This window comes from Sphingomonas sp. (genome assembly GCF_039594485.1).
In the GTDB taxonomy this organism is placed as follows: Bacteria; Pseudomonadota; Alphaproteobacteria; order Sphingomonadales; family Sphingomonadaceae; genus Sphingomonas.
In genome coordinates this window covers 18,731-27,970 of record NZ_JBCNNI010000046.1, presented here as the reverse complement: position 1 = coordinate 27,970, position 9,240 = coordinate 18,731, and the positions used below count along the sequence as shown (strand labels likewise).

Below are 9,240 nucleotides of genomic sequence, written 5' to 3'. Positions count from 1 at the left end.
CCGCCGCAAAGCCGCCATCCGCCATGGTCGCGCTCGATCCGCCGCCGAAAAAGGTCAGCGGGGTCGCCGTCCCGCCGCCGCCGGACTGAGTGAACGCCACCGCCCAGTCGATGACATTGGCATTGCCTGGGAAGCGCTCCCGCGCGATTGTGCTGTTGGCGCTGGAGCCCGTCGACAGAGCGAAATTGGCGAACACGACCCACCCGCCATCGGGGAGCGGCGGTATCCACGCATCCGCCGTTTCATTGAGCTGCGACGAGGACGGCGCGAAGAAGCCGCCCGCGACCGAAAAGCGCCAGGGCGATGGGCCAAAGACGAAGCGCTGTGACGCACCGCCCCCATGCGCGACCGGCGTCGGCGGGCCGACGACCTGGGCGGTCGCGACACCGGACAGCAGGGCGAGCGCGGCAAGGCCGATGCGGATCAGACGGGCGATCATTGCGGCACCCGCGACAGCGCGACATTGCAGCCCGCCGTCCCCGACAGCGAAACATCGACGATCGCACCGCCGCCGAAAGACACGACGGTCCCGCCGCCGCTGTCCGCCGCCGTCTTGCTGACCATGCCAATCATCGTGACCCCGTCCGGCCCACGGTATCGGAGCGTGACCGTCCCATATGTCGTGCACCCCTGGGTCAGGACATAAGCCCCGCCGAACAGCGTCGCGGGACTCGAAGCCGTGTTGCCGGAGGCGAGCTGGAAGGCCTCGCGAAATCCAGTCGTGACTCCCGTGACCGTGACCGGAGAGGCAGACGAGCCCAACACTTGGGCCGTCTTATCTACAGGCACATAGGCGGGCGGCGTAATGTAAGTGCCGTCCGGCAGGGCGATTTCTACTACCGCTGGTGAATTGACCACCGCACCCGCGCGCTTCACCTGCGCGGCCAACGGGCCAGCGATCAGAAGCGCAGCAGTGGCCAATAAGACGTTTCTCAAACGCATCTCAGAACCCTCTCAATTGCCCAAAGCGATGTAATCAAAGCCGTCTAGCGTACTGTTCGTATCCCTGTTGCCAGTCCACTGAACCATGGTCGTGAACCCGGCTTTTCCCCGATCGACTAGCTGCGCCCAAACGTCGCGATTGCGTCCTGCCGTTGCGTTGATGCCGATCGGGAAGGCCACGAAACAGGCGTTTGGAAACGCCACTGGAAAGGCTGTATAGATTGCGCCTTCGCCCATTAGGCCGGCGACGGTGCCCCACTTCAGGATCAGCCCGCCAAACAGCGGATAGGAACCATTCGCCCCGACCTGAGCGGACAATGCATCGAAAAGCCCCTTAGGAGTGATCCCTGCGTCATCGGCCTCACCGGCGACAATCTGGGCAGCCGTCGCGCGCTTCACCGTAACGGTGCGATCTTGGGATAAGTCGCCATCGCCGTCGACCGTGGCCAACCCCGCGCCACCAATCTTCCGTGTGGTCGGCACGGCACCTCCACCTCCACCTTGGATGCCACCGGCCACAGCCTTAATGGCATCCAACAAGTCGGCCGCCCGACCTTTTGTGGGGGTGACCTTGCCCTCGGACAGCACCGCTAGGAGGTTAGCTTGGAAGTCGTTCAGCCAATCGCATGTGACCATCGTCGCGTCCTGACCGGTGGCGGGGTTGCCTTCGGTGAACCTGCCGTTGATCGAACCAGGCCCGTCAATCGCGTGCATGTCAGTCCTCTCGTGTGAAATCGAACCAGAGGACGGGCGCAGCCTCGACCTCATATCGGAAAATGACCTCGCTATGGGCGGGTTTGTCGCGACGGATCAGGCATTCGAGGTTGAGCGCGCTGAAACCGCGCAAGCGGTCTCCCGCGCGCGAGCCGACCCGAAACTGCGCATAGCTCTGGCGATACTCGGTGGAGCTGACGACGACATGGACGATCCACGCGAAGCGCCATGCGTCGCCGTTGCACCGGGAGCCCGCGCGAAAGCCTGCCTTGATCGCGTTCGTCTCGATGATCTCGACGAAATAGCCCAAGCGATTGGCGATCTCCGTGAAGTACGAAATGGTCTGCTCGCCTCGCGCGGCGAGCTTGTTTACCAAGGCTAGCCGCCGTTCGCCGATCGCGTCGGGCGCGCCCGCGCACGCGTCCGGCAAGCCCGCGACCCGCTCCCAATCGACCAGCAGCTCCAGCGTCCTGCGCGGATCGGCCTCGTCGATCAGGGCGGCGATGCGCGCATCCACCCGTGCAAATTCGTCGCCCAGCGCCAGCATCATGCGGCCGATCACGGAAGCCGGATCGCGCGACCAGGCGGCACCCGGCGGCAGCAGCTGAAGCATGGCGTCCTGATAGGCGGCGGGCGTCATTGGAATCGGACTTCGCCAAGCATCGGGAAGAACCCGGCCGACGCGGGCACGTCGGCGGCCGGAGCGAAGATGCGGTTGTCATACTCACCTGCGGACAGGCTGACCGCTTCGCGTAGGCGGCTTATGGAGATCGTCCCGCCGGGCGCGGCCTCGCGCATGAAAAAGTCATCCAGTTCGGCTCTGACGGCGGCGCGGACGGCCGCAGTGTCGGGCGTCACCCGCAACAGGACGTCCACATAAAGGGGCGTCGCCGCGAAGATAACCGGCGTGGAAACGACAGGGCGCTGCGTATCTACATGTGCCGCCACCGCGTCGAGGTCGGCTTGCAGGGGGATGACATCCGCGCGCCCATCGCAGACGAAAGTGACGCCGACCGACCCCGCGCCCATCCATCCCGGAAAGGCCCAGGCACGCGTCACGCCCGGCACCTCCAGCGCCCAGTCAACGAAATCACGTTTCTTCCCTCCAGCGGGCGGCACTTGAATGCGACTGAGCAACCGCGCCAAGAGTGCGGGATCGCCCTCTTCATCCGCGCCGCCAGCCAACCCGGCGACAGCGACGCCGATGGCCGCCACCCCGGAAACCGGCGACGTGAAGGTCAGCTGAGCACCCGCAGGCGTGACCCCCGCCGCGCCGGGCTGCACCGCCTCGACCTTGACGATCGCGCCATCGGCCGTAAGCACGGCCTGTGCTGTCGTCAGAAAACGGGCACCATCGACCCGCGCCAGCTCGGTGGCGACGGGGACGATCGCCCCCGTCACGCCGGTCAGTGTCACCGCTCCGGCCGCGCTCGCTGCCGCCTTACGGGAGACACCCCAGATGCTGGCCCACCGGTCGAGATATTCGCTTTCGGCCGTGTCGGGCATCAGCTGTCGGGCGTAAAAGGCCAACGCCCCGTACAGCCCGTCCGTGGCACCCGCATGGACCCGCGCCAGCACGGAAAGGACTGATCGCCGCAGACGGCTATCCGCGCCGGGGAGGCGGGCGGAGAAATCGGCCTCGTCGCGGGCGATCAGCTCGGACAGGGTCGGACGGTTGAAGCTCACGCGATCGCGCTCCACACAAAGTCGAAGCGCTGGCGCTCCGGGCCACCGGGCCGGGTGATGATGACGCCGATCGCGAGGCGGTCGGGATGCTGCGCCTCCGCCTCGACCTCGACCGTGCTGGCGATGCGATCCGCCGTCAGCCACGCCAGCGCCTCGGCCGCGTATTCGCGGGCACGCTGGACGACCGTAGCGGTCATTTTGGATCGGCGTAGCAGCCATAGCCGCGAGCCGATCGTGTCGCCCTCGATCGGCGGCACGACGTCGCCCCACCAGCCGCGCCGATCGGCACCGCCTTCAGGCAATGCGTCGTCGTCGGCCGCGCGGGCGTCGGTGAAAAGCGAGATGGCGATCGCGGTGCGCAACCCATCGTCGGTCTTAAGCTGACCGCCGGTCAGCGCCAGGTCGAACAGCAGGTCGGCGGCGTCGGCCATGTGGAGCGCGATGTCCGTCATCGCTTGCTGCCCGGCTGGGCGACGGTGACGCAAACCTCAAATCGAGCGTCATCTATTTCAAAGCACCAGTGCGCCTGCGCTCCGGGCGCACACCGATGGGCAACCGCGACGCGGCCTGCCATTTCAATGATCTTGTAACCGACATTTTCGGCGTCTTCAGGCGATGTCTCGAACCCGTTGACGCCGTCGTTCATCCCGAAAAGACCTTTTGCGATCCGGCGGTGATCCTGCCGCCCTCTACAGGATCGCCCACCCGCGCGATGGCCTTGCCGCCCGCACCGCCCAGGTCGATCCGATCGGCATCGACGGTGGCGTGGGGCGTCTTGATCGTGACGGGCTTCGTACTTTCAAGAACGATCCCGTCGCGCGTCAGGTGAACGACCTGACCTAGATCGTCGTAAAGGGCCACTTCACCCGACCTGAAATTCTTCAGGCGATAGCGGCGGTCCTCGACCGCGATGGCGATGGCGTGGGAGCGGAGCCCGCCGACGCACAACACGATCGCTTCAGCGCCGGGATGCGGATGGCTCGCAAGCCCATATGAGCCGAACCGCTCGACTTCGTCCAGTGTCTCGTCGGCCAGCGCGTCGAGCTGGACCAGCTGAAGGCCGCCCGCGTCATCGACCAAGGACACGATCGCGCGCGCGACCATCATACGGACGCGGCCCATCAGCGCCGCCATGCTCATGGCTTGTGACGCCGCACGCGCGACGCCTCCGCTTTTTCCGGTATCGCCAATTGGGACCAGGCGCTGGGCGACGTCACCACCAGCTCCGCCACGGTGCCGCGCTCGTCGAGGACGAAGGTCACGGCCTGGACCAGCATCATACCGTCAATGAACAAGCGCGCGGACGTGACGGACACGGTCGACCCGGCCGCGAACAACCGACCCGCATCATCGCGCCAGCCCGGTACGACGATCACTGCACTCTGCCCGCGACCTGCGCGCGTCGACGCTTCCCACCGCGCCCGCACCGCACTGTTCGCGGTGGTCGATTGCTCTTCCGCGACCACGATCAGCGGGCGGTAGCGCGTGACCGCCGGGTCGGTCGCGCGACCGGTCGGCTGGGCCACCGTCTTGCCGTTCGCGTGATCGTCGCCCGACGCCTGCCCCTTCACAATGTACGTGCTGAAGCGCTGACTGACGTCGTGCGTCGCTTCGCCGGACAGGATGTTGACGCCGTCGACGATCGCGGCGACCGGCGCGCTTTCGGCCGGGGCGACCAACTCCACCGTCCCGTCCGCCGTCGATACCGCCAGCAGCCCCGCGAAACGGCACAAGCGTTCGATCGCGGCCTGCGCCGTTTCGCCTTGCTGAAGCGCGAACTTGCGCAGGGCTGGCCCGGTTGGTGCCTTAGCCACGACCGAAATTCCGAAGGGCTTCGCCAGTTCGGCCGCGATCGCCGCAATGCCGATATTCTTCCAGCTGCCGGGCACGTGGACGGCCGAACAGTCGACGAGGTCGGCCGCTCGATCACGACCCACGATCGAGATGCCGTGTGACTCCGCCTCGATCGTCGGAAGCAGCTGATCGATATAGCCGGTCAGCACCGTCTCACCGGCGACCTGGACCGAACAGGCCGCGCCGGCCTCCAGCGCGAAGCGGGACGGTTGGTCAGCCCAGCGATCAGCGAGACCGAGCTGGAACTCGCCGCACATACTGTCGATCGCCCGCGTGATGCGGATGCTCTTCCATCCGTCATGGCGCTGACCGCCGATCGTCAGCGTGACAGCCTCCGGCCGGGGATCAAGCACCGCTCGCCTCCAATACCTCGATCACGGCCCCGCCCGCGACAAAGCCGGGGTGACGGATGCGGTTGCGACTGACGAAGTCGGCCGCGCGCTCGATCGTTGCCCTCGCGCCATAAAGGCGATGCGAGATGACCAGGGCGGGTTCGGTCCGCTGCGGCGTGTAGCCATAGACCCGCGCCAGCGTTCCGCCCCGCGCCGTCAAATCCGTGACCATCACCCGCATCAGCTCGCTGAAAATCGCGGCGCTTGCTTCGTCGCCGGCATCGGCCGCCGCGACGATGCGCGCCTCCAGCAGGTCGCTTGTCTGGTCGCGCAGCACAACGGCATCCTGATAGCTGGCGATCGGCGCGTCGGCGATCGCGCGGACCAGCTCGGCCGCCGCGACAGTCTGGACCAAGTCGGCATAGACATAGCCGTTGCGACGCTGGCGTTCGCGGGCGGGGGTCGTGCCGATGACCTGCGGCGCTGCGAAGCCGACAAGGCTGGTCAGCCCGGCGATGCGGACGATCGAACTGCCGCCCAAGGCGCTGATTGCCTGGACCAGCCCGACCACCACACTGCCCAGGCGAAGCGGCGAACGGACTAGGGCTACGGCGCTGCCCGGCAGAAGGGTTAAGCCCGCCTGGAACGCTCGCAAGGCGCTACCCGCGCCGCCCTGGAGCCCGCCAGCGACCGCCGCGATCGTCGCGGTCCGTGCGACCATGGACGCGGCGGCCTCTTCGACGAAGCTCGCATAGCCATCGACCACAAAGCGATCGGCAAAGCGCGTCGGCGCGTCGGCGATCACCGCATCCGACGCATTGCCGACCAGAACGGCGGTGTCGGGCGCTGCCGGGGCTTCGATCGCCGCCCCGGCCTCCGCGAAATTGATGGTGAAATAGGCGATGCCACCATCCTCGGTGGAGTCGCGGACGGTGTAGTCGCCCGCCGCGACGACCATCTCACCGTCCCACGGATGGACCAGCGTCGCGGGTCCAGCCGCTTCCAGCGCGGCAATGAGGCGATCACGCGCAGCCAAATACTCAGGCCCGGCGACGAACACCTCCAGCGTGAACGCCCGGCCGCGACGACCGAGATCTTCCGCCCAGGGCCGGTCCCGGCCGGGAAACTCATGCTGCTCGATCCGGCGACCGCCTGAGCTCTCATTCGACTGCGAGACGAATGGCACGCCCCTGAAGCTGCCCTGACGATACTGATCGCGCCAACTCATGCCGCCCCTCCCATTGCTCGGCCGCGCGTGACGTTGATCGTCGTATCGCGGTCCGTCTTCATCCGGCCGACCTGCACCTGACCGGGCTGAGCGCCCTTGATGTTGAGGTCGAGACTGAGCTTGCGCGGCCCACCCGTGCGAGCCTGCATTGCGCGCTGCCACTGATTGCGGCGCGCGGCGGCGGTGTCCCAAGGGTTGGTGATGCGCCCGGCCGGTCGGCCATCGGAGGGCCATTGCACGCCGCCACCCGGAAGCTGACGGGCCTGCGGCCGACCGAATTGGTTGACGTCCAGCTGATTGAGACGCTGGCGCGCCTGCGCCTTCTGGGCGGCGCTGGTCCCCCAAAGGCCCACGCCGAAGACCTTGACCTCGTCACGAGCAGCGAGAGTCATATCGAGCTGGCGACGCTCCACGTCGGTCTGCCAGTTGCTCCATGCGCTCGCCGCCTTGCCGATCCACGACACGACATTGACCAGGGCGCTGGCGATCGTCCCGATCCCGCTGGCCACCGACCGCCAGTCGGTTTCCCGGATGAACCGGTCTGCCTTGTCGAACATGACGGTCAGTTCGTCGGAGACGTCCTTGGCCCATGCTTCGAGACGGCCGTCCTTCGCCAACTGATCGGTCCAGTTCAGCACCTCTTGGAGGCGGCTCTTAACCCGGTCGAAGATGCCCTTGCCCGCGACCGACAGCTCGAAATTGGTGACGACGTCCTGAAGGTTGTTCCAGATGCCGGTCAGCGTCCTGGCCTGCCGTTCCATGCCGCCGCCATATTTCTGATCGAACACGGAGAGGACCGCCTGCCGGATGTCCTTCATGTTCTTCTTGACGGTTTTGCTGGCGTTCTTCCCGGCCTTGTCGACCCAAGAGAAGGTCACGTTGTTGCCCTTCGACGACGACGTGATGTTGAACTCCTTCAGCCGCTCGAACTCGCCGGTCTGCGCGTCGGCGGTCGCCTCGACCGCATCCATCAGCGTCTTGCGCGTGCCGCCCGCCGCGTCGCCCAGGATACGGAAGGCACCGGTCATCGGATCGATGCCGACACCGCGCGCGCGGACGAAGCTGTCGGTCACGGTGTCGATATCGTAGGGCGTGTCCTTGGCGAATTTCTGAACCCAGGCCATCGCCTTGCGGGCCTTCTCCGCCGATCCTTCGGTGCCTTCCAAGGCGACTTGATACTGCTCGAACTTCGCCGCGTTCTTAATCATGTCGGTGACGAAAAAGCCTGCGCCCGCGACCGCACCGGCACCGACCGCACCGACACCCAGCCCGACCGACCGCGCGCCCATCAGCGCCATGTTGCGCAGCAGCCCGGCCGTCGCGGCCCGCGCCGCCAGTGCGCCACGGCGAAGCGCCGCAAAGTCCCGCTCCGCGACGCGGCGGATCGTCGAGCCCAGACGACGGCCGATCCGTTCTCCTCGCTCGCTGTCGCTCATGAAGGCCCGGAGGCTGGCCCGCGCCGCACCGATCCGGCGGCCCAGCGGGCTGAAGCTGCGGCCCAGCGCCTCGGTGGCGCGTCCGGCCCGGCTGGTCGGAGCGCTCCACCGATCGACGGCCTGGAGGATTAGAGACAGCTTCATGATTCATCCTCTCCGCCGCGCTCCAACAGCACGTCATTCCAGAAACGGAGGTCGGTCACGTCCATGTCGAGGACGCTGGCACCCAACCCCAGGTGCGCAGTCAGGTCGCCGACGATCAGCCGCCAGTTGGTTGGCCATCCAGCGAGCGGGCTGCGCCACCATCCAAAGGGACGTTCAGGTTCTCCCGCTTCAGGGCGTGGATGGCGGCGATAACAAGCTGTGGCGGTGAACCGGCGGGCAGCGCCAGCGCCTCCGCGACGAGGTCGAGGTCGCTGGCCTCGCCATACAGCGCGTCGATCGCCATGACGTCTTCCTCGTCCAGCTCGTCGACTTCCGACCGGGTGATGCCAGCAAGCGACGCGATCAGCAGAAGCTTGGCTTCGGTCGGCCCCTTCGCCTGATCGGTCGCGCGCATGTGGCGACCTTTGACGCGCGGCGCGAGCTGGAGTTCGGTGATGACGCCGTTAGAACCTTCATTGCCGACCGCCGTCGGGATAGGGTGGCGGAGCGCGTAGCGAATGCGCTCCATCACACCTGCTCCGCCGGAGGACCGCCAAAGACGACCTTCGCCTTGCCGTCCGAGCTGTTGAAGGTGATGACCTCCGCCACATAGGCGTTACGGACAAAGAACGTCTGTCCGACGTCCGTCTCCATGATGACCGTCGCATTGTCGATCGCGCGCAGGTCGGTCAGCCGCGTGGTCGCCTTGACCAGCAGCGTGACTTCGACCTTGGACGGTTCGGTCGTCTCCTTGAACGATCCCGCCTGATAATCGCCCTTCACGGCCTCGCGTGCGGGGCCGCCCAGGTCGAGTGTCGACGTGCCATCAGTGTCCAGCAGGTCGCCATCGACCCGGACCTTACATTGCCCCGCGACGCGGTTCGGATTTGCCACTTAGCCCTCC

13 protein-coding genes are annotated in these 9,240 nt (G+C 66.6%); all 13 read right to left on the bottom strand.

From position 1 onward, the window contains the following. Positions 1-439: hypothetical protein (locus ABDV78_RS17405; protein WP_343528770.1), on the bottom strand; the 439-nt coding region annotated here is incomplete at its 3' end. Further along, a complete protein-coding gene (locus ABDV78_RS17400; RefSeq protein ID WP_343528769.1) occupies positions 436-876 on the bottom strand; it encodes a hypothetical protein in 441 nt (146 codons plus the stop codon). The genes ABDV78_RS17405 and ABDV78_RS17400, both read right to left, overlap by 4 nt. Positions 877-954: 78 nt before the next feature. Further along, a complete protein-coding gene (locus tag ABDV78_RS17395; protein WP_343528768.1) occupies positions 955-1,656 on the bottom strand; it encodes a hypothetical protein in 702 nt (233 codons plus the stop codon). A 1-nt stretch (position 1,657) separates the two neighbouring features. Then, positions 1,658-2,296, bottom strand: a complete 639-nt coding sequence (locus ABDV78_RS17390) for a putative phage tail protein (protein WP_343528767.1) — start codon at positions 2,294-2,296, stop codon at positions 1,658-1,660. After that, positions 2,293-3,342, bottom strand: coding sequence for a baseplate J/gp47 family protein (locus tag ABDV78_RS17385; RefSeq protein WP_343528766.1), 1,050 nt, complete (start codon positions 3,340-3,342; stop codon positions 2,293-2,295). The genes ABDV78_RS17390 and ABDV78_RS17385 overlap by 4 nt, the downstream gene beginning before the upstream one ends. Beyond that, complete coding sequence (locus tag ABDV78_RS17380) at positions 3,339-3,794, bottom strand: phage GP46 family protein (protein WP_343528765.1); 456 nt, start codon at positions 3,792-3,794, stop codon at positions 3,339-3,341. Before ABDV78_RS17380 ends, ABDV78_RS17385 begins: the two co-directional genes overlap by 4 nt. Then, positions 3,791-3,988, bottom strand: coding sequence for a hypothetical protein (locus ABDV78_RS17375; protein ID WP_343528764.1), 198 nt, complete (start codon positions 3,986-3,988; stop codon positions 3,791-3,793). Before ABDV78_RS17375 ends, ABDV78_RS17380 begins: the two co-directional genes overlap by 4 nt. Next, positions 3,985-4,464, bottom strand: a complete 480-nt coding sequence (locus tag ABDV78_RS17370; RefSeq protein ID WP_343528763.1) for a phage baseplate assembly protein V — start codon at positions 4,462-4,464, stop codon at positions 3,985-3,987. The genes ABDV78_RS17375 and ABDV78_RS17370 overlap by 4 nt, the downstream gene beginning before the upstream one ends. Positions 4,465-4,478: 14 nt before the next feature. Further along, on the bottom strand, positions 4,479-5,549 hold the full coding sequence (locus ABDV78_RS17365) for a phage baseplate assembly protein (protein WP_343528762.1): 1,071 nt from the start codon (positions 5,547-5,549) through the stop codon (positions 4,479-4,481). Beyond that, positions 5,542-6,756, bottom strand: a complete 1,215-nt coding sequence (locus ABDV78_RS17360; protein WP_343528761.1) for a DNA circularization N-terminal domain-containing protein — start codon at positions 6,754-6,756, stop codon at positions 5,542-5,544. The genes ABDV78_RS17365 and ABDV78_RS17360 overlap by 8 nt, the downstream gene beginning before the upstream one ends. Next, on the bottom strand, positions 6,753-8,336 hold the full coding sequence (locus ABDV78_RS17355) for a tape measure protein (RefSeq protein WP_343528760.1): 1,584 nt from the start codon (positions 8,334-8,336) through the stop codon (positions 6,753-6,755). Before ABDV78_RS17355 ends, ABDV78_RS17360 begins: the two co-directional genes overlap by 4 nt. A gap of 115 nt (positions 8,337-8,451) precedes the next feature. After that, a complete protein-coding gene (locus ABDV78_RS17350; protein WP_343528759.1) occupies positions 8,452-8,865 on the bottom strand; it encodes a phage tail assembly protein in 414 nt (137 codons plus the stop codon). Then, entirely contained in the window at positions 8,865-9,230 is a 366-nt protein-coding gene (locus ABDV78_RS17345; protein ID WP_343528758.1) for a phage tail tube protein, read from the bottom strand. Before ABDV78_RS17345 ends, ABDV78_RS17350 begins: the two co-directional genes overlap by 1 nt. Positions 9,231-9,240 lie beyond the last annotated feature (10 nt).